This is a genomic window from Streptomyces sp. NPDC097619, from assembly GCF_040302735.1.
GTDB lineage: Bacteria > Actinomycetota > Actinomycetes > Streptomycetales > Streptomycetaceae > Streptomyces.
Genome location: NZ_JBEOSD010000017.1, coordinates 12,919 through 31,309, shown reverse-complemented (window position 1 = coordinate 31,309; position 18,391 = coordinate 12,919). Strand labels below are relative to the sequence as shown.

The following is an 18,391-nucleotide window of genomic DNA, read 5'->3' as shown; positions in this document are numbered from 1 at the left end:
GGGCGGGGCGGGGCGGGGGTGGGGAAGAGCGGGGCAGGCCAGGGGGTGCGGGCCCTCCTGCGGGTGGGTGTGCGGGGGCGGCGGGTACGCGGGGCGCCGGGCGGGGGGCGCCGGCGGGTCAGCGGGTGGGGGTGCGGCGGAGGCGGCGGGCCGTCAGCAGGAGGGCGGCTCCGGCGGCCGCGGCACCGGCGGCGCCGCCGGCCAGGGCGTGCAGGGTGTCGGTGCGGCCGGTCCGGGCCAGCGCCCCGGCGGCACCGGCCTCGACGGGCTCCTCCGGGTTCTCCACGGTGAAGCGGTATCCGCCGGCCTCGCCCACCCAGTCCCCGTCGTCGCCCTTGCGCTGCACGAGGGCGGCGTCCGCGACGAGTTCGCCGGGCGGGGTGTCCGCGGTGAAGGACAGCCGGACGGGCACGGTCACGGAGCCCTGCGGGCCGAGCGCGAAGCCCGGGAACTCGCCGCCCCCGTCGAAGACGGCCACGACCTCGTCCTGGTCGGTGTCCTCCAGCGTGACCGGGTAGACCCGCCCCCGGTCGACGAACTCCATGCGCAAGCGGTCCGAGGTCAGCGTCCGGTCCCGGTCGGAGAAGACGACCACGGGGTGCACGGCCCGGCAGTGGTCGCCGGTGGAGTTCGTCAGGTCCAGGTACCAGGTCTGGGCCCCGCCGCCGCTCCGGTACACCGGGGGGCCGCCCCGGATCCGCGCACCGAGCGGGAAGCGGGTGCTCTTGCCGTCCCCGCAGCGCGGCTGCACGCGCGCCGGCAGTGCCGGAGCGGGCTGCGGCCCGCTCCCCTCGCTGACGTCGCGGGGGACGGGCGCGGGCCGCGCCGCCGCCACGGTCACGGCGGGGGCCGGGAGGACGGGGATCGCGCGCAGGGCGGGGAGGGAGGTGGTCGGGAGTCCTGCGAGGGCGGGCCGTGCGGACAGCGCGGGAGCGGAGGCGGCGGCCGGGACTGCGAGCGCCAGGGGGGCGAGCGCGGTGGCCGCGGCGGACAGGGCCAGTGCTGAGCGCAGTCGCATGGAGGAGTTCCTTCGCTGCTCGCCGGACGATGGTCTGACCAGGTGACTATCACCCCGTCGTCCCCGGCACCCTCCCACGCGCGCGTGCTCCCCCCTCCCCCACACGCCGCCCCGGGCCCCCCGATGCCCCGTTCGGAGGACCGCCCACACTTCCCCTCCGCACGCACTCCCCTCCGCCCCCACCTCTCCCCCGCCCTCGCCCCCTCCGTCCTCGCCCCTCTCCTCCCCGCCACCCCGGTCGGTCGGCGCGGTCAGGGGCCGGAGCCCGCGGGATCGGCCCGGGCGTTCGGGTGGAGGGGCGAGGGGGCCGGGAGGGGGCCGGGGCGGGTGAAGAGACCGGCGAGGACCAGTTCGGCGGCGCCCGCCGCCACGGTGCCGGACGGGGCGAGCGCCACCGGCACCCGGTACGGCCCCGGGGCACGGGCCGCCAGCACCCGCGCCACCCCGCTCACGTACGTCTCCGCGGCCGCCTCCAGGGTCCGGCCGCCCAGCACCACCCGGTCCACGTCGAGCAGGGCGACCAGGTTCGCCGTGGCCTCGCCCAGCAGTCGGGCGGCCCCGGCCTCGTCGCCCCGGTCGACGGCGTCCAGGCACAGCGCCTCCACGCACCCCCGGGCCCCGCACCGGCAGGGCGGCCCGTCGAGCAACAGCACTTGGTGCCCGAACTCCCCCGCCCCGCCCCGGGGGCCCCGGTACGACCGCCCGTCCAGCACGATCCCGGCCCCGAGCCCCGTCCCCAGGTGGACGTACACGAAGTCCCCGCCCGGCGTCACGGCCGGCGGGAGCGGGGCCGGGCCCGGACCGGCGCCCGGGTGCGCGTGGGGGTCCGTGCTCGCGCCCGTGGCGGGCGGGGGGACGGCGGGCGGGAGGACCGCGGCCAGGCGGACCGCCGCCGCGTTGGTGTCCTTGTCGAGGGCCACCTCCGCCCCCAGCGCCTCCGTCAGCGCGGCGCGGAGCGGGAAGCCCTCCCAGGCCGTCGCCCCGGTGACCCGGCCGAGTACGCCGCCGCGATGGTCCAGGGGTCCCGGCACCGCGCAGCCCACGCCCAGCAGTCCCGACGCCGGCACCGCGGGATCGGCGCGGACCCCGGCCACCGCCCGGACCGCGACCGGCAGGACCGCCGCCGCTCCCGCCTCGAAGTCGAGGGCCCCCCGCCGCTCTGCCACCACCCGGCCCCACAGGTCCACGGCCACCGCCCGGAACTCGTCCCGGTCCAGGTGCAGGCCCACCGCGTGCCCGGCCCCGGGCACCAGGGTCAGCACCGTGGTGGGTTTCCCGCCGGTCGAGGCCCGCCGTCCGGCCTCCGCCACCAGCCCCTCGGCCCGCAGCCGGGCCGTGATCTTGCTGACGGCCTGCGGGGTCAGACCGGTACCGGCGGCGAGTTCGAGGCGACTGACCCCGGCCGGTCCGGCGGCCCGCAGCAGGCCGAGCACCAGTCCGGCGTTGTGGCTCCGCAGCGCCCCCACGTCCAGCCCGCGCCGCACCACCACCCCCGGCACCTTTCCCGATCCCGATTCCAGTCCCGATCCCGAGCCTGATCCGGCCCGCGCCGAACCCGCCGACGACCCCGGCTCCGCCTCCGAATCCGACTCCGACTCCCGCACGCTCGGTTCACCCGGCCCTTTCGTCCCGGCCACTGCCGTGCACTCCGCGCTCGGACAGCCCCGCTCCACCCGGGCCGCGCGTTCCGGGCCCGGTCCCCATCATCCCTCCCGCTTGCACTTCCGCAACAGCGTTGCTTAAGTGGACGGCATGGTCTTCTCCCCGCTCCGTGTCGGTCTGGTCGGCTACGGCCTGGCCGGCTCCGTCTTCCACGCCCCCCTGATCGCGGCCACCGACGGCCTGGTCCTGGACACGGTGGTCACCACCGACGAGGACCGTCGGGCGCAGGCCCGTGCCGAGTTCCCGGACCTGCGGTTCGCCGACTCCGCGAACGAGCTCCTCGGCCGGGCGGACGAGCTCGATCTGCTGGTCATCGCCTCCCCGAACCGCACGCACGTCCCCCTGGCGACGGCCGCCCTGGAAGCCGGGCTGGCCACGGTCGTGGACAAGCCGCTGGCGGCCACCGCCGCCGAGGCCCGCACCCTCGCGGCCCTGGCCGAGGAGCGCGGCACCCTGCTGTCCGTCTTCCAGAACCGCCGCTGGGACAACGACTTCCTGACCGTCCGCGCCCTGATCGAGAACGGCGAGCTGGGCGAGGTCCAGCGGTTCGAGTCCCGGTACGAGCGCTGGCGGCCGCAGCTGAAGGGCGGCTGGCGGGAGTCCGGGAAGCCGGAGGAGATCGGCGGACTGCTCTACGACCTCGGCAGTCACGTGGTGGACCAGGCCCTGACCCTGTTCGGTCCCGCCGTCGCCGTGTACGCGGAGACCGACGTGCGGCGCGCCGGGGCCGAGACGGACGACGACACCTTCCTCGCCCTCACCCACGCGGGCGGCGTCCGCTCCCACCTCTACGTCAGCGCCACCACCGCCCAGCTCGGCCCCCGCTTCCGGGTGCTCGGCTCCGCGGCCGGGTATGTCAAGTACGGGCTCGACCCGCAGGAAGCCGCCCTGCGCGCGGGGCAGCGGCCCGGCACCGGAGAGCCCTGGGGCACCGAACCGGAGGAGCTGTGGGGGCGGGTCGGCTCCGGCGAATCCCCGCTGACCGGCGGCGGCCGGCCCGTACCGACCCTGCCCGGCGCCTACCCGGCCTACTACGCGGCGATCGCCGCGGCCCTGCGCGACGGAGGCCGTCCCCCGGTCACCGCCCACGAGGCGGCGGCCTGCCTGGAGGTCCTCGAAGCGGCCCGGCTCTCCTCGGCCACCGGCACCACCGTCACCCTTCCGGCTCCCGACCCCGCCTGACCGGGCACACCCCGGCCCCGGCCGACCGGGCCGCCCCGGCCCTGACGCACGCCCGCCCCCGACCGACTCGGCACGAGTCGGTCGGGGGCGGTACGCGCTACGGCAGGAGCAAGGCGGCCGGCGGCGGAGACGACGGAGGAGGAGGAGCGGAGGAGGAGCGGAGGAGGAGGCGGCGGCGGACAGGGAGCGGATGCCCGCCGACTCCGCCCGCCCCGGCCCCTCCCCTCCCCCTCCCGCTGCCTCTCGCCGTGCCCGTCAGGCGTCCTTGAGCTCCTGCCGCTGACGGCCGAGCCCGTCGATCTCCAGCTCGATGACGTCGCCGGCCCGCAGGTACGGCTTCGGCTCCGGCTGCCCCATGGCCACACCGGCCGGGGTGCCCGTGACGATGACGTCGCCCGGGTGGAGGGTCATGAACCGGCTCAGGTAGTGGACGACCTCGCCCACCGGGAAGATCTGGTCCGACGTGGCGCCGTCCTGCTTCTGCTCACCGTTCACCCACAGCCGTACGCCCAGGGCCTGCGGGTCCGGGATCTCGTCGGCGGTGACGAGCCACGGCCCCAGCGGGGTGAAGGTCTCGCAGTTCTTGCCCTTGTCCCAGGTGCCGCCCCGCTCGATCTGGAACTCGCGCTCCGAGACGTCGTTGACGAGGACGTACCCGGCGACGTGCGCCAGCCCCTCGGCCGGCGAGTCGAGGTAGCGGGCGGTGCTGCCGATCACCACGCCGAGCTCCGCCTCCCAGTCCGTCTTCACGCTCCCGCGCGGGACGAGGACCGTGTCGTCCGGGCCGACCACCGTGTCCGGGGCCTTCAGGAACATGATCGGCTCCTCGGGGATCGCGGCCCCGATCTCGGCCGCGTGCCCGTGGTAGTTGAGGCCGATGCCCACCACCTTGCCGATCCGGCCGACGGCGGCGCCGGTGCGCAAGCCCTCACGGTCCAGGACGGGCAGCTCGCCGGAGGCGGCCGCTTCGCGGATCCGGCCCAGGGCGGCGGCATCGGCGAGGAGGGCGCCGTCGATGTCGGGGACGAGGCCGGACAGGTCCCGCAGGGTGCCGTCTTCGTGGAGCAGCGCGGGGCGCTCCGCCCCCACCGGTCCGACGCGCAGCAGCTTCATGTGCATTCTCCCGTGGTCGTGGCTGGTCGACCCGGCGGCGCCCCCGCTTGCGCGGGCATGCCGACGGGCCGGCCGATGGGTTGCGGCCATCGGAGATTGGTCGATCCTCCAAGAAGTCCGTCCCGTCCGCAAGACCCCGTTCACGTACTGGACCAAACTCCCCCTCCCTCACTCCCCTCCCGCCCCCTCCCTCACTCCCTTCCCCCGCCCCGCCTCAGGTGGCCGGTGTCGGGACGGCCGCCGTGGTGCGGAGGCGCTCCGCGCGGTCCCAGCGCCATTGGAGCCAGCCGCGCTCCGCGGCGGTCCAGGCCGTGGTGGTGAGGAGGTAGAGCCCGGCGGCCAGCGGGACCAGCGCCGCCGTGATCAGCGTGCCGAAGGCCAGCAGCGGCATCACCGAGGCCACCTTCCGCAGGGCCTCCTCACCGGGCACGGCGGCCTCCGCCCCCGTCGCCCTCCCGCCCCGCGCACCGGCACCCGTACCACCCTTGGTGCCGGTACCGCCCTTGGTGCCCGTGGCTCCCTTGCCCCCCGCCCGGCCCGCTCCGGCCCGGTCCGCGCCACCCTTCCCCGCGCCACCCTTCCCCGCTCCGGTGCCGGACCCGGCGGCGGGGAGACCCGGCAGGCCGCCGGCGGCCAGGGCGCGGCGGGCCCGCAGCACCGTCCAGCAGGCCACCGCCGCGATGGCCGCGAACAGCCCCGCGAACACCAGGCCCTGCGGGCCGAAGGGCCCGCCCTCCGCCAGGGCGTCCGACCAGCTCCAGCCCAGCGGCGCCGCGAACAGACGGTGCTCCAGCAGGCCGTTCACTCCCCCGCCCACCTCCGAGGAGGAGAACAGCCGGTACATCACGAAGAACACCGGCAGCTGCACCAGCATCGGCAGGAAGCCGGCGAACGGCTTCACCCCCGCTTCGGCGTGCGCGGCGAGCACGCCCTCGCGGAGCCGCTGCGCGTCCCCGGGGGCGGAGTACCGCCTGCGCAGCTCCGCGAGCCGCGGGGCCAGGGCGGCCCGCGCCCGCTCCGACCGGAAGGCGGACCGGGTCAACGGGTGCAGGACCACCCGCACCAGGACGGTGCACAGGACGATGGCCGCGGCGGTCGCGGAGGCCGCGAACACCGGGTCGAGCAGATCGGCGAGCCACGAGACGGACTCGCCGGTGGCGGACACGAGGACGGACACGAAGGACACGGAGGACTCCAGGGCGCTTCCCCGCCACGACCGGACGGCCCCGTCGGCCGCGGGCCCGGAGCCTCCGCCGGGCCGCCCCGCTCCCCGGCCACCGCACCGCACACAGGGGTGCGGCACGGACGGCCGGAGCGGTCGGGGCACGGCGGGAACGCGCGGGACGCGGCGCACGGCGGTCGAGCGGGCGCGGCGGTACCGAAGGAACGGATCGGGACGGTTCGGCAGACGGATGACGAGCCGTGCGGGAAATCCGCTCCGAGGGCACGGAAGCTGCCCGGAGTACGGAAGGCACCGCGGCGCTGAGCGCGCCGGAGGCACGGGAGGGGAACCGGCACGCGGCGCCCGCGGAACTCCCTACGCGACCGTCGGGAAGAGCCGCCCCGGCGCCCTGGGGCGCCTGCGGCCGGACGCGTCGGGGTCACGCTGCGGCAGGAAGGCCGTGCGCTGCTCCCGGTCCCGTATCGCCGTGCGTATGAGGTGGGGTGGCACGGGCCGCGCTCCGGCGGCCGTGCGGGCGGCGCGGGCGAGCAGGGCCGCGCCGGCCGTGGTCGTGGCCGCCGAGGCGGCCGCGAGGGCCAGGGCACCCGCGAAGGCGCCTTCCCCGGGAACGAGCCCGAGGGCGCCGGCCAGAGCGAGGAGGAGGATGAGGACGGCACCGAGCCGCGGCAGCCACGGCGCCACGGCGCGGACCCGGCCGGCCCTTCCGGCCGCCGACCCTCGCCACGACTCGGGCGCGGGCGTCGGGGGATCCACCAGTGGCGTGCGCGTCGCTCGCATCGGTTTCCCCTCCTCCCCTGTCGCCGAGCCCCGCGTTCCCACGGCTCCCGTTCCCGTCTCCCCGCGGCGTGCGCACACGGGTGCGCGCGGGGTGGGCACATGTCGGGCCCCCACGCGTGAACCCCGGGGATTCGTGCGTGAATTCGATAGTAGCCGGGGCGTGGGGGAACGAAAGGGGCCGAGCGGTATCTCAGGGGCGAATCAGGGTTACCCCCAGACTCTCGGAGCCCCGGCCGCCCGCCCCTGCCGGCGCCCCCGCCGACGCCCTCAGCGCCGTTCGGTCGACACGAGGGTCCCCCACACCACCAGCCGGTAGCGGGAGGTGAACTCGGGCGTGCAGGTGGTGAGGGTGATGTACGAGCCGGGCTCGGAGTACCCGTACGCGGGCCGGACCACGCTGCGCGGCACGGGGGCGATCACCCCCGTGTCCCGGGCCAGGGTCTGGTCGAGGCGCCGCCCCACCCGGTAGGTGTACCGGTGGCCGCGCACGTCCACGACCAACAGGTCCCCGGCACGGAGCCGGTTGATGTGGCGGAAGGGTTCTCCGTGCGTGTTGCGGTGTCCCGCCAGGGCGAAGTTGCCCGGTGCGCCGGGCCGCGCGGTGCCCGCGTAGTGGCCCACGTACCCCTTGTCCAGGACGCCGCGTTTGCTGGTGCCCTCGGCCACCGGGGCCACCACCCCCAGGCGCGGGATCCGCAGGATCGCGTACGCCTGGTCCCAGTTCGGCGCCGCGGGCCGCGGCCGACCGGCGCCGCCCGCACCACCGCCGGCGGCGCCGCCCCGTCCGGTTCCGGTCGAGGTGCCCGCCGCCTCCCCGGGCACGGTCACCGGCGGCCCCGGGTCCGTGGGAGCCGTCCGGTCCGTCGGACCGGGCACCGGCGCGCCGGGATCCCCCGACGCCCCGCCGGCCACGCCCCCGTCCCCCTCGCCGGTCCCGTCGCCGGTGCCCGCGGAGGAGGCCCACTGCCTTTCCAGGGACCGCACTTCGGCACGGGCTCCGGCCAGCGCCTCCCGGTTCGTCCACCACAACTGATGCACCACCAGCAGCATCAGCACCAGGCCGGCCGTCACGGCCGTCTCCGCGGCGGCCCACAGCCCGCGCGCCGCCCACCGCCGCCGTCCGGGACGCCGCCCGCCCTGCACCACCACAGGTATCCGCTCGCGCACGGCCCGCACCTTAAGTCCTGCCCCGCCAACTGACCAGCGGCAGTACGGTGTGGACCATGCGCCCCGACACGCCTGCCGAGCACATCGACGAAGCCGAGCGCCTCATCCGCACGGCGAACCGCTACCCCGAGGACCAGGAGCCCCTCCTCCTCCAGGCCGCGGCCCACCTCGAACTCGCCGAGGAGCGCGAGCGGGCGAGCACCCTCTACGGGCAGCTCCTCGCCGCCGACCCGGCGAACCCGCACCTGATCAAGGCCCTGCAGGCGGCGAACCTGTGGGAGTACGGCCACGAAGCCGAGGCCCGCGCCCTCATCGAGGGCATCCGTGCCGCCGCCCCACAGGACGCGGCCCCCTGGGAGGTCATCTCCGAGACCCTGGAGGCCCACGACGAACTCGAAGCGGCGCAGGCCACCTTCACCGAGGCCGCCGATCTGCTGCTGCCCGGCGAGGAATCCCCCCTCACCCAGGCCACCGTGGCCCTGCTGACCGGCCGCCACCGGGTCCGCCGACTCCTCGGCCTGCCCCACGACGACCGGGACATGGTCGCCGACACCCGGCACTCCGGCCCCGTTCCGCTGGACGAACTCCACGACCCCAAGCGGATCTGGGCCCTCGGCTCCGACGACCCGGCCGAACTCCGCGCCGAGATCGCCCGCCTCCGCGCCGAACTGGGCGACCGCCGCGCCGCCCTGTCCCGGCCCTTCCCCGTGGCCGTCCTGCACTGGCCCGCCGCCGAACTGGCCGAACTCCTCGACTCCTATCCGGCGCTCGCCGCCGAGTACCCCTCCCACGAGGCCCACTTGGAGGCCGTGGAGTCCTCGCTGCGCGCGCTGTCCGCCTCCGGCACCACCAACCTGGGCATCGTCACCGCCACGGTCCCCTCGTACGAGGCGTTCGCCGCCTCGGAGCGGACCGCCCCGGCCTCGCCCTCCCTGCTGGCCGAGTACGCGACCACCCTCGCCGCCCGCGGCCGCGCCACCTCCTGGCCCCCCACCCCCGGCACCCCGTGCTGGTGCGCCTCCGGCCTGGCCTACGAGACCTGCCACGGCAAACGCCCCTGAAGCCGTGCCCCTCAGAGCGGCAGTTCGAGCTGGGCGTGGCCGCGGGTCCGGAGGGCGGGCGGGGCGGACCGGCTCCCGCCCAGGGCCAGGAGGGCCCGCAGCGAGGCCACGACCAGCTCGGGGCTCGCGCGCAGGAGGGCGGGCGCGGTGCTGGCCACGAGGACCCCGTACGACTCCAGGCGGAGGCGGCGACGGAGCGTGGCCTGCCAGGCGTCACGGGTGTAGTGGTACTCGGCCGAGTCCACCTCCAGGGCCACGCCCTCGTCGGGCCAGTAGGCGTCCGGCGAGGCCAGGAAGGCCCCGTCGGGGGCGTAGAGGCGGGCGTTCCAGAGCGGGGCGGGGAGGTCCGTACCGGCCAGTGCCTCCCGGGCCCGCCCCTCGGCCGGTGAGCGGACCCCGGCCAGGAGCTCCGCCGCCGCCCCCGAGACCGCGGGGCGGCGCAGGGCGCGCGCGGCCCGCAACTCGGCGTGCAGGTCCTCGGGGTGGCACCAGCCGGACTGGACCACCCGGGCGAGCACCGACCGGGTCAGGTCCGGATCCTCGCTGCGGAGCGCGAAATCGGCGGCGGCCCGCAGCGGGCGGACGCTCGGCACCCCCGACACCGTGATCGTCACCGGCCAACGGCGCGTGCTCACGGGCACCACCCCGGCGACCGGCACGACCGTGCGCGGAGCCCGGACCAGCACGTGGGCGGGGACGGCCGGGGCCTCCCGCACGCCGATCAGGGCCAGGGCCGCACCTCCGGTGAGGGCGGCCGCGGCCCCCGGAGGCCGGTCGGCGGCGGGCCCGGCCGCGTACAGGACGGCGGCGAGGGCCCGTTGACGGGCGTCGGGCGGCCCCGTCTGGAGCAGGTGCACCCGGGGCAGCAGCCGCTGCCAGGGCCCACCCGGCCGGGACCGCCGGGCGATCGTCGCGGCGGACACCCCCTCGCCGCGGAGTTGGCCGGTGGTCAACAGGCCGTGCTGGCGGAGCGCCAACCGCTCCGCGCGGACGGGAAGGGCGGGGCGGCGGACCGGGGACCGGGACGGGGTTCCTCGACGCGCGGGGTGGGCGGGGTGGGCAGGACGCGTGGGGTGGGCGGGACGGGCGTGGGGTGCGGGCCGGGGCCCGGATGGCGTGATCATGCTGCCGGTATGCCCGGTGGGTACCTTTTCACCCCGGTCGGGGCGCGGTTCGGGTCGGGGCGCGGTTCGGGTCGGCCGCGTCGGGTCGGATCGGGGTGCGGGCGCCCCGGGACGCGGGCGGGCGGGTCAGGCCGCGGCCGGGTGGTCCGGGGAGAGGAAGACGAGGACGCCGTTCTCGGTGCCGGGCAGCGGGCTGAGCTCGTGCCAGCCGAGCCGGCGGTACGTGGCCACGGTGTCGGTGGCCTTGCGGGCGGTGAGCAGCCAGGCCCGGGAGTCCGGGGCGTCCGCGGCGATCTCGGCGAGGAGGGCGCGGCCGGTGCCGTGGCCCCGGGCGTGCGGACGGACCGCCAGCTCGTCTATCTCCAGCGCCCCGATCAGGCACTCCGCCAGGCGTTCGGGGCCGAGCTGGGTGGCGACGTGGCCGTAGGCGCGGTCCGCGGGGAACGGTGCCTTCGTGATCCAGCCCGTGGCGAAGCCCTCGATCCCGGTCGGGGACTGGGCGAGAGCGGTGCGGAACCCGGGGCGCCGGGTGTCGGTGTGCAACCGCGCCGAGAACTGGCGAATGGTTTCTTCATCCTCGTTCCACGGCGGGGCGGAGAAGACCTCCGCATAGGCGTCGACCAGTTCCTCGGAGAGGTCGAGCACGGTCCGGCCGTAACAGATCACGGGGGCGGCCTCCAGGAGCGGCGGGAGCGGCGGGAGCGGCGGGGTGAGGGTGGATGAGGGGGTCCTGGGGGGATTGGGAGGGTTTCTCGTGCTGAGACCGAATCTACGCCGGAGCGGTTGCCCGGCCGGGCCGGTTCGCAGAACCGGAGGGTGTGCGACAAATCCGGCGCGGTACGGGACGCGCGGAGCCGTGTCGTGGGGCGGTGGCGGCGCGTTGAAGCGGTGACATGCCCGGTCGGACCAGGGGGTCCCGGTGTACAGACTGCTGCTCGGCGCGGGTGGCTGCGCGGTCGCGTTCTTCCTCGTGCTCGGGGTGGTGGCGATGCTGCCGCCGGCCGTGCAGGAGGCGGTCCCGGACACGGTGATCGGCGGAGCGGTCATGGTCCTGGGGCTGCTCGGAGCGGCCAGGCTGGCCAAGCGGGCGCGGTAGTCCCGCGCGCGCCGGGGCGGCCGCAGGGGCCGGTCCCGCGGCACGGGAGGAGAGCGGAGCGGCGGTACGGGGACTCCGGAGCCGCACCAGCGCGGCTACAGCGGGGCTTGCGAGCGTGGCCCGGCGGCCGGTGCCGGTGACCGCGGACGCGGGGTGACCCGCGGACGCGGACGCGGGTGACGACGAGCGGGTGGTCGGGAACACGGCCGGGCGCGCATACGTCCCTATGGACGTATCGGCGTACAGAAATACGACATGCGACATACGGGCACGGCGATCGCGCCTGCCCGGAGACGGGGTCCCGCGCGGATGCGGACGGGCCCCCCACGGAAGGGCGGAAAACGGAATGGGCATGGCACAGGTGCCGTCGTCGGCGGTGGCCGCGGCCGGACTGGTCGGTGGGTACGCGGTGGCGCGCTGGACGCGCAAGCGGCCGCTGGGCGGGGTCGTCCTCGGCGCGGCGGGCGCGGTGGCCGCGCGGGCCTGGCACCAGAAGGCCGGTGCTCCGGCCGCGGCGGCCCTCGGCGGGCTGTACGTCGCCGGGTTCGCGGGGGCGCACCCGCTGGCCAAGAAGGTCGGCGCGTGGCCGGCGGTGTTCGGCGTGGCCGGTGTGGTGGCCGCGGCGTCCTGGGCGGTGGCGGACCGGGGCTGACCCCGTAGCGCGCGACGGGCCCGGGCAGGGGCCCGCGGCCGGGTGCCGCGTTCGGGTGCGCGTTCCGGGTGCCGCCGCGCCCGTACGCGCGCGACCGCCGCGAGGCCGGCTTCGGGTCGCCGCCGTCACCCGAGCCACCGCCCCTCGGCCGAGCCGCCCCAGCCGCCCGAGCCACCACCCGGGCCCCTGGGGCGTCCCCGGGGCCGTCGTCCGTGCCCCGGGGACGCCCCAGGGGCCCCGGGTACGGACCCGGTCAGGCGCCCAGGGCCTGGGAGACGGTGTAGATCAGGAGGCCGGCCAGGGCGCCGACCACGGTGCCGTTGATGCGGATGAACTGGAGGTCGCGGCCGATGTGGGCCTCGATCTTGCGGGAGGTGTGCTCGGCGTCCCAGCCGGCCACGGTGTCCGTGATCAGTGAGGTGATCTCGGTGCGGTAGCGGGTGACCACGTGGACCAGGGCCCCCTCGATCCAGCCCTCCACCTTGGACTGGAGACGGCCGTCCGTGGCGAGGCGGGCGCCCAGCGAGATCAGGGAGGTGCGGACGCGCAACCGCAGCTCGCTGCGCTCGTCCTCGGCGGCGGACAGGATCATGGCGCGGATCGCGGACCAGGCCGAGGCGATCACGTCCTGCACCTCGCGGCGGGCGAGTATCTCCGACTTGAGGCGCTCCACGCGCGCCCGTGTCTCCGTGTCCCCCTGGAGGTCGGCCGCGAAGTCCGCGAGGAAACGGTCCACCGCCCCGCGCGCCGGGTGCTCGGGCATGTCGCGCATCTCCGTGACGAAGCGCAGCAGCTCCTTGTAGACCCGTTCGCCGACCTTGCGGTCCACGAACCGCGGGGTCCAGCCGGGCGCCCCGCCCTGGACGGCGTCCATGACGGAGTCCCCGTGCGTGACCAGCCAGTCGTGGGCCTTCACGCAGACCAGGTCCACGACCCGGCGGTGCCCGCCGTCCGCGACGATGCGCTCCAGGGTCTTGCCCGCCCCGGGGGCGATCTCGACGTTGTCCGCGCGGCGCGTGATGGCCTCGCCGACCACCGCCTGCACGTCGGAGTCCCGCAGCACGGTCAGGGCCCCGCGCAGGGCCGTCGCCAGCTCGGCGGTGACCCGGTCCGCGTGCTCCGGTTCCGCGAGCCAGGCCCCCACCCGACCCCCGATGGCGAGGGAGCGCAGGCGGGCGGTGACCACCTCCGAGGAGAGGAAGTTCTCCCCGACGAACTCGCCGAGGGAGAGGCCCAGCTGGTCCTTCTTGGTGGGGATGATCGCCGTGTGCGGGATGGGCAGCCCCAACGGCCGCCGGAACAGGGCCGTGACGGCGAACCAGTCGGCGAGCGCGCCGACCATGCCCGCCTCGGCCGCCGCGGCCACGTACCCGGCCCAGCCGCCGGCGCCCGCGTGCTCCGCCCAGGTGGCCAGGGCGTAGACGACGGCGACCAGGACCAGCAGGCCGGTGGCCGTGGCCTTCATCCGCCGGACGCCGCGCCGCTTCTCCTCGTCGGCGGCGGAGAAGGCGAAGACCCCGCCCACGGTCCCACGGGCCCCGGCGCCCTCGCGGGGCCGCTGCCACGGACGCGACCCGGCGGCCGGACCCGATACGGAACCGGGGCCCGACGCCGGACCCGAGCCCGACGGGGAACCGGCACCTCCGTCCGACCCCGTGCCCATGCCCGTGCCCATGCCCGCACCCGCACCCGCACCCGCACCCGCACCCGGCGCACGTTCCACCGGGGGCTCCTGCGGAGCCGGCCCCGGAAGGGCTCGCTCCACGGGCTCGGTACTGTCCTCACTGTCCTCTGCGCGTCCCACCTGTCCTGCCCTTCCCCCTGTCACGTACCGTTCTCGCCACTGTCGCCCACGCGGCCCGTTCGGCCCGCTTGACTCACCGACCTACTTGACCGACTCCCGGGACCGGCCACGAGTTCCCGGCGTCCCCCATTCCGGCGAACCGCCCCGGAGGAGGAACCCCGCACATGCCCGCCCGCCGTCCCCGGAACCGCCGCCCGCACCGGACCGGACCGAGACCGCCGATCACCCCCTCGGCCGGCACCGCGGCAGCACCGCACACCGACCCGCGCACCGACCCGCAGGCCGACGCGCGCACCGACCCGCACACCGGCCGGCGCGGCACACCCCGGACCACCCCCCGGACCGCCCGCGCCACGACCGCCGCCACGGCCGCGGCCACCGCCGCCCTGGTCCTGGTCACCGGCTGCGCGGGCGGCGGCAGCGCCCCGGAACCCGGCCGCTCCGCCCCGCGCGACGCCCCCGCCGGGCCGGTCGACGACGGCGGCCCCGTCACCCCCTCCTGGATAGCCACCTGGTCGGCCTCCCCCGTGGGCGCCGAACCGGACACCGCGCTGCGCGGCCACGCCGGCCGCACCTTCCGCAACGTCGTGCACACCACCGTCGGCGGCACCCGGGTCCGCATCACCCTGTCGAACCTCTTCGGCGAGAGCCCCCTCACCGTGTCCCGCGCCACCGTCGGCCGCGCCGCGGGCGCCGACGGATCGGTGTCCCGGGCCGCCTCCGGAAACCGCTCCCTGGCCGCCGCCGAACCCGGCTCCCTGGTCCGCCTCACCTTCGGGGGCTCCGGGACCGTCACCATTCCGCCCGGCGACGAGGTCACCAGCGACCCGGCCGAACTGACCGTCCCCGCCGACGCCGACATGCTCGTCAGCACGTACGCGCCCAGGAGCCCGGCCGGAGAGCCCGGCGGACCCGTCACCCGGCACCCCAGCGCCCGGCAGACCTCCTACGCCGCCGACGGGGACGCCACCCGTGACGAGTCCGGCACTCGCTTCACCGACTCCGTCAAGTCCTGGCGGCAGCTCGTGGCCATGGACGTGTTCACCGACCGCGCGGTGGGCGCCGTCGTCGCCTTCGGCAGCTCCCTCACCGACGGCATGACCTCCACCACGGACACCAACCGCCGCTGGACGGACTTCCTCGCCGGACGGCTGCGCGGCACCGGGAAACCCCGGCTGAGCGTGGTCAACGCCGGAGTCAGCGGCAACCGGCTGCTGCGCGACGGCACCGGCCCCCGGGCCCTCGACCGCTTCGAACGCGACGTGCTCGGCCGCGCCGGAGTCAAGATCGTCGTCATCCAGCTCGGCATGAACGACATCCTCAAGTCACCGCGCGAGACCGAACCCGACCGCATCACCGACGCCCTGCGCAAGCTCCGCGACCAGGCGCACGCCCACGGGATCCGCGTCATCGGCACCACCCTCCCGCCGTTCCGCGGGCACAAGGCGTACACCGAGGGCCGCGACTCGGTGCGGCGGTCGGTGAACGCGCGGCTCCGCGAGGGCGACGTCTTCGACGAGACCGTCGACTTCGACCGCATCCTCCGCGACCCCGAATCCCCCAGCCGGCTCCGCTCCGACTACGACTCCGGGGACCACCTCCACCTCACCGACGAGGGCTACGCCGCGATCGGCCGGATGTTCGACGTCGCGCTGCTCCGGTAGCCGGACCCGGCGGGTGGGCGCCACGGCCGGGACCGGCCGCACCCCCACCCGCCGGGCCCGCTCCCGCTCAGAGCTCCTTGCGGAGGTCCACCCGGCCACCGCCCGGCCCCTGGTTCCGGCGCGGCTTGTGCTTGATCTCCACCGCGCCCCAGAACGCGAGCCCCGTCACCACCACGCGGACCGTGGCGGGCCCCTCGTACGGCACCACGTCCTTGCCGCGGTCCTTCGCGCGCTCCTTCGGACGGTGCTCCTCGAAGGCGCCCATGATCCCGACGCCCCGCATGTCGACCTCCACGCCCGGCGGGACGACGATCTCCACGCTGCCCATCACCGCCACGCAGTTGATCACCACCTCGCGGGCCTCGAACCGGGCCTCGCGCAGGTCGAGCACGCCCGCTCCCCAGAACGCCACCGCCTGGAACCGCGACGGGACCGTCCAGGTCCCCTTCCGCTCGAAGGCCCCCAGCACGGCCACACCCACCGCGGAGCCCCCCGGAACGCCGGCCGCCGGCGGACCCACCACCCGGGGGCCCTCCGGCGACGCCCCGCCCGCCGGCACCGGCGCGGCCGGCACGTGCGCCACCGGCAGCGGCGCACCCCCGGCCCCCGGCAGGTCCCGCGTCAACGGCTCCAGCTCCCCGTAGGTGCGGGAGGCGTACGCCGTCGTCATCCGCTCCTCGAACTCGTCCATGTCCAGGCGGCCCTCGGCCACCGCCTCGCGCAGCCGCTCCACCACCAGCTCCCGGTCCGCGTCGGAGGCCCGCAGCTCGTGCGGGGCGGGACCGGCCCCGGACTTCGCGGGACCGGCGGGATCCGCGGGCCGCGCGGGTCCGGCCGTACCGGGGGACTCGGGGGACTGGGGCTGCTCGTCACTCATGGGGCCCACACTATGCAGAACCCCGGCCCCACCAGTAGGAGTTGCCGGGGCGGAACCGGCCGGCCCGCGGCCCGCCCCCGCACCCGCCGGACACCCCTCAGACCCCCTCCGCGTACATCCGCGCGATGACCTCCTCGATCTCCGGCTCCCGCACCGACAGGTCCACCAACGGGTACTCCGCCGCCACCGCGGCCACCAGCGGCGCCGCCGAGGAGGCCGCCGGGAAGGCCAGCCACTGGCGCGGCCCCTCCACCCGGACCACCCGGGCCCCCGCCACCCGCACCGGCGGAAGCTCCCGCTCCAGGTCCACCACCAGGGTCCGCTCGCTCTCCCCCACCGCGTGCAGCCCCGCCGGAGCCCCGTCGTACATCAACCGCCCCCGGTCGATGACCATGACCCGCTCGCAGAGCTGCTCGATGTCCTGGAGGTCGTGCGTGGTCAACAGCACCGTGGTGCCCCGCTCCGCGTTCAGCTCCCGCAGGAACCCCCGGACCCGCGCCTTGCTGATCACGTCCAGCCCGATCGTCGGCTCGTCCAGATAGAGCACCTCCGGATCGTGCAGCAGCGCCGCCGCGATGTCCCCCCGCATCCGCTGCCCCAGGGACAGCTGCCGCACCGGCACCTCCAACAGCTTCCCCAGGTCCAGCAGCTCCACGCAGCGCTCCAGGTTCGCCGCGAACCGCGCCTCCGGGATCCGGTACATCCGCCGCGCCAACCCGTACGAGTCCCGCAACGGCAGGTCCCACCACAGCGTGGTCCGCTGCCCGAAGACCACCCCGATCCGGTGCGCCAACCGGGTCCGCTCCCGACTCGGATCGATGCCCGCCACCCGCACCCGACCGGCGCTCGGCGTCAGGATCCCCGTCAACATCTTGATCGTCGTGGACTTCCCGGCCCCGTTCGGACCGATGTACCCGACCATCGCGCCCCGCGGGACCTCGAAGCTGATGCCGTCCACGGCCCGCACCACCTGCCGCTCCCGGCGCAGCCGGCCCGTCCGCCGGCGCACCTCGAAGACCTTCTCCACCCCCTCCAGGGAGATCAGCGCCTCCCCACCGCCCCGCCCCCCGGACGCCCCGCCACCACCGGACACCGCCGCACCGCCGCCCTCCGCCGCCGTTCCCTTCATCGACACCCTCCTCAGCTCCCCGTACTGCGGTACGCCCGCAGCCCGACCCGCCAGGCCAGCACCGCCGGCACCATCGCGACCGCCGCCACCAGCGGACTGGTGAACGCCACCCACGAGGGCAGTCCGAACGGCAACGGCCGCCCCAGCACGTACAGCGCCGGGATCCAGTTCACGAAGGCCAGCGGCACCACGAAGGTCACCGCCCGCACCATCTCCCGCCCGAACACCGCGGGCGGGTACTGCAGCATCGTCGCGCCCCCGTACGTGAACGAGTTCTGCACCTCCGCGGCGTCCCCCGCGAGGAACTGGAAGGCCGCACCCCCCACGAACACCGCCGCGAAGATCCCGGTGCCCGCCACCACCATCACCGGCAGCAGCAGCACCTTCTCCGCCGACCAGGACACGTCCACGGCCAGCGCCCCGTACCCCATCACCACCACGCCCTGCGCCACCCGGCCCAGCCGCCGCAGCGCGAACCGGTCCGCCGCCACCTGCACGAACACCGGCACCGGCCGCACCAGCATCGTGTCCAGCGAACCGTCCCGGATCCGCATCCCCACCCGATCCGTGTTGCCCAGCAGCAGATCGGCCAGCCCCAGCGAGGCCGCGCACGAGCCGTACAGCAGCGCCACCTCCGGCAGCGAGAACCCGCCCAGGGCGTCCACGTGCCGGAACATGATGTAGACGCCCGCGAAGTCCAGGGCGCTGGTCGCCGCGTTCCCGACCACCTGGAGCGCGAAGGAGGCCCGGTAGGTCATCGTCGAGCGCACCCACATGCCCACGATCAACAGGTAGCCGCGCACCGCCTCCGCGGCCCGCCCGCGCAACGTCCCGGCGGCCCCGTACGCCCCGTACGGACCCCACCCCGACCCCGCACCGCCG

At 76.2% G+C, this 18,391-nt stretch carries 17 protein-coding genes; 5 read left to right on the top strand and 12 right to left on the bottom strand.

Features of this window, described 5'->3' with window-relative positions; all coding sequences use genetic code 11:
• Positions 1-118: 118 nt before the first annotated feature.
• Positions 119-1,018 (bottom strand): hypothetical protein, encoded by a 900-nt coding sequence (locus ABTZ17_RS07365; protein ID WP_352194542.1) that lies wholly within the window; start codon positions 1,016-1,018, stop codon positions 119-121.
• Between the two features lie 251 nt (positions 1,019-1,269).
• Positions 1,270-2,517, bottom strand: a complete 1,248-nt coding sequence (locus ABTZ17_RS07360; RefSeq protein ID WP_502994614.1) for an ROK family transcriptional regulator — start codon at positions 2,515-2,517, stop codon at positions 1,270-1,272.
• A gap of 253 nt (positions 2,518-2,770) precedes the next feature.
• Between ABTZ17_RS07360 and ABTZ17_RS07355 the strand changes: the two genes are divergently transcribed.
• Complete coding sequence (locus ABTZ17_RS07355) at positions 2,771-3,862, top strand: Gfo/Idh/MocA family oxidoreductase (RefSeq protein ID WP_352194582.1); 1,092 nt, start codon at positions 2,771-2,773, stop codon at positions 3,860-3,862.
• A 255-nt stretch (positions 3,863-4,117) separates the two neighbouring features.
• Here the strand turns inward: ABTZ17_RS07355 and ABTZ17_RS07350 are convergent, their stop codons facing one another.
• The 4 genes from ABTZ17_RS07350 to ABTZ17_RS07335 all read right to left on the bottom strand — a co-directional run bounded on the left by ABTZ17_RS07350 (position 4,118) and on the right by ABTZ17_RS07335 (position 8,102).
• On the bottom strand, positions 4,118-4,975 hold the full coding sequence (locus ABTZ17_RS07350; protein WP_352194540.1) for a fumarylacetoacetate hydrolase family protein: 858 nt from the start codon (positions 4,973-4,975) through the stop codon (positions 4,118-4,120).
• A 214-nt stretch (positions 4,976-5,189) separates the two neighbouring features.
• A complete protein-coding gene (gene yidC, locus ABTZ17_RS07345; protein ID WP_352194539.1) occupies positions 5,190-6,161 on the bottom strand; it encodes a membrane protein insertase YidC in 972 nt (323 codons plus the stop codon).
• Between the two features lie 351 nt (positions 6,162-6,512).
• Complete coding sequence (locus ABTZ17_RS07340; protein ID WP_502994613.1) at positions 6,513-6,935, bottom strand: DUF6412 domain-containing protein; 423 nt, start codon at positions 6,933-6,935, stop codon at positions 6,513-6,515.
• 267 nt (positions 6,936-7,202) lie between these two features.
• Complete coding sequence (locus tag ABTZ17_RS07335; protein WP_502994612.1) at positions 7,203-8,102, bottom strand: class E sortase; 900 nt, start codon at positions 8,100-8,102, stop codon at positions 7,203-7,205.
• 56 nt (positions 8,103-8,158) lie between these two features.
• Between ABTZ17_RS07335 and ABTZ17_RS07330 the strand changes: the two genes are divergently transcribed.
• On the top strand, positions 8,159-9,163 hold the full coding sequence (locus ABTZ17_RS07330; protein WP_352194537.1) for an SEC-C metal-binding domain-containing protein: 1,005 nt from the start codon (positions 8,159-8,161) through the stop codon (positions 9,161-9,163).
• A gap of 11 nt (positions 9,164-9,174) precedes the next feature.
• On the opposite strand, the gene ABTZ17_RS07325 is transcribed toward ABTZ17_RS07330, so the two are convergent.
• Positions 9,175-10,287 carry a hypothetical protein gene (locus ABTZ17_RS07325; protein ID WP_352194536.1) on the bottom strand — a complete coding sequence of 371 codons (1,113 nt, stop codon included), beginning with the start codon at positions 10,285-10,287 and terminating at the stop codon, positions 9,175-9,177.
• 126 nt (positions 10,288-10,413) lie between these two features.
• A complete protein-coding gene (locus ABTZ17_RS07320; protein ID WP_352194535.1) occupies positions 10,414-10,953 on the bottom strand; it encodes a GNAT family N-acetyltransferase in 540 nt (179 codons plus the stop codon).
• Positions 10,954-11,206: 253 nt separating this feature from the next.
• On the opposite strand from ABTZ17_RS07320, the gene ABTZ17_RS07315 reads away from it, so the two are divergent.
• Both ABTZ17_RS07315 and ABTZ17_RS07310 read left to right on the top strand, forming a co-directional pair.
• Positions 11,207-11,383, top strand: coding sequence for a hypothetical protein (locus ABTZ17_RS07315; RefSeq protein ID WP_352194534.1), 177 nt, complete (start codon positions 11,207-11,209; stop codon positions 11,381-11,383).
• Between the two features lie 352 nt (positions 11,384-11,735).
• Positions 11,736-12,035 carry a hypothetical protein gene (locus ABTZ17_RS07310; protein WP_352194533.1) on the top strand — a complete coding sequence of 100 codons (300 nt, stop codon included), beginning with the start codon at positions 11,736-11,738 and terminating at the stop codon, positions 12,033-12,035.
• Positions 12,036-12,288: 253 nt separating this feature from the next.
• Here the strand turns inward: ABTZ17_RS07310 and ABTZ17_RS07305 are convergent, their stop codons facing one another.
• The gene (locus ABTZ17_RS07305; protein ID WP_352194580.1) at positions 12,289-13,710 is read right to left on the bottom strand and encodes a DUF445 domain-containing protein; all 1,422 of its coding nucleotides are present in this window, start codon (positions 13,708-13,710) and stop codon (positions 12,289-12,291) included.
• A gap of 293 nt (positions 13,711-14,003) precedes the next feature.
• On the opposite strand from ABTZ17_RS07305, the gene ABTZ17_RS07300 reads away from it, so the two are divergent.
• Positions 14,004-15,503, top strand: a complete 1,500-nt coding sequence (locus ABTZ17_RS07300) for a GDSL-type esterase/lipase family protein (RefSeq protein WP_352194532.1) — start codon at positions 14,004-14,006, stop codon at positions 15,501-15,503.
• A 67-nt stretch (positions 15,504-15,570) separates the two neighbouring features.
• Here the strand turns inward: ABTZ17_RS07300 and ABTZ17_RS07295 are convergent, their stop codons facing one another.
• From ABTZ17_RS07295 to ABTZ17_RS07285, 3 genes are all read right to left on the bottom strand, one after another.
• The gene (locus tag ABTZ17_RS07295) at positions 15,571-16,380 is read right to left on the bottom strand and encodes a DUF1707 domain-containing protein (protein WP_352194531.1); all 810 of its coding nucleotides are present in this window, start codon (positions 16,378-16,380) and stop codon (positions 15,571-15,573) included.
• A 97-nt stretch (positions 16,381-16,477) separates the two neighbouring features.
• On the bottom strand, positions 16,478-17,509 hold the full coding sequence (locus ABTZ17_RS07290) for an ABC transporter ATP-binding protein (RefSeq protein WP_352194530.1): 1,032 nt from the start codon (positions 17,507-17,509) through the stop codon (positions 16,478-16,480).
• An 11-nt stretch (positions 17,510-17,520) separates the two neighbouring features.
• Positions 17,521-18,336, bottom strand: a complete 816-nt coding sequence (locus tag ABTZ17_RS07285; protein WP_352194579.1) for an ABC transporter permease — start codon at positions 18,334-18,336, stop codon at positions 17,521-17,523.
• Positions 18,337-18,391 lie beyond the last annotated feature (55 nt).